The sequence below is a fragment of the Arthrobacter sp. JCM 19049 genome, assembly GCF_001310435.1.
In genome coordinates, this window is record NZ_BAXF01000713.1 from 1 (window position 1) to 894 (window position 894).

Annotated in this window: 1 protein-coding gene; it reads right to left on the bottom strand. The window is 66.1% G+C overall.

Annotated elements, in window-relative coordinates:
- A partial coding sequence (locus JCM19049_RS15715) for a 3'-5' exonuclease (RefSeq protein ID WP_306420833.1) occupies positions 1–684 on the bottom strand: 684 nt, incomplete at its 3' end.
- Between the last annotated feature and the right edge of the window lie 210 nt (positions 685–894).

Here is an 894-nt window from a genome sequence, read left to right on the forward strand (position 1 = left end):
GGCGTTGCCTCGGGCCAGCCAACCCTGCGCGTCACGCATGGCCCGGGAAATCTCATCGCCCGGCTGCCAGGGGCGGGTCAGGCCCAGCGGCACCGAGTAGTGTTCGGCAGTGTTGTGCACGGTGGGGGTTTGGCCGCGTTCGGCGATATCGATCATGGCCCAGGCGCAGGCTTCGGCGTCGGCGAGCGCCTCGTGGTGGTTTTCGATCGGGTGCCCGGCTTCCTCGGCCACGAACGGCAGCGAGTAGCTGGGAAGGTCGTAGGCCTTGCGGGAGAGCTTAACGGTGCACAGGTGCTGGATCTGCGGGACCGACAGTTCGCTGGCCTCGGCCGCGGCCCGGATTACCCCGGAGTCGAACGCCGAGTTGTGCGCGACCAGCACGTCTTCCCCGACGAACTGCAGCAGGTCGGTCAGCTTCTCGCCAATGCGCGGGGCGGTGGCCACCATGTCCTCGGTGATGTGGTGGATCGAGACGTTGCGCGGGTCGAAGTGGTCGAAACCGGCCGGCGGCTTGAGCAGCCACTGCTCGGTTTCCACGATGCGCCCGCCACGCACCTTGATCAGCCCGACCGAACAGGCCGACCCGATGAATCCATTTGCCGTCTCAAAATCAACTGCGGTGAAGTCCAAAGCCACATATTCACTGTACTCCGCTTTCCCGACCGAACGGTTCAGGCCGGACACCCACGGGCCCGCGGAAGCGGTCCAAGATCACCGTTACCAGGTACGTGCTCAGGGTAAATCCTCCGCGGTGACTTGCGGATTTATTGGGGCCGCGCGCTTGGGAGCATGACCCGTGCCCGCTCTGTGCCGCAGCCGGCGCCCCGGCACCATCTCACAGTCTGCACGCCGTCGGCAACCTCCGGGACATTCCTGGGTCCGGACGGTGCCGGG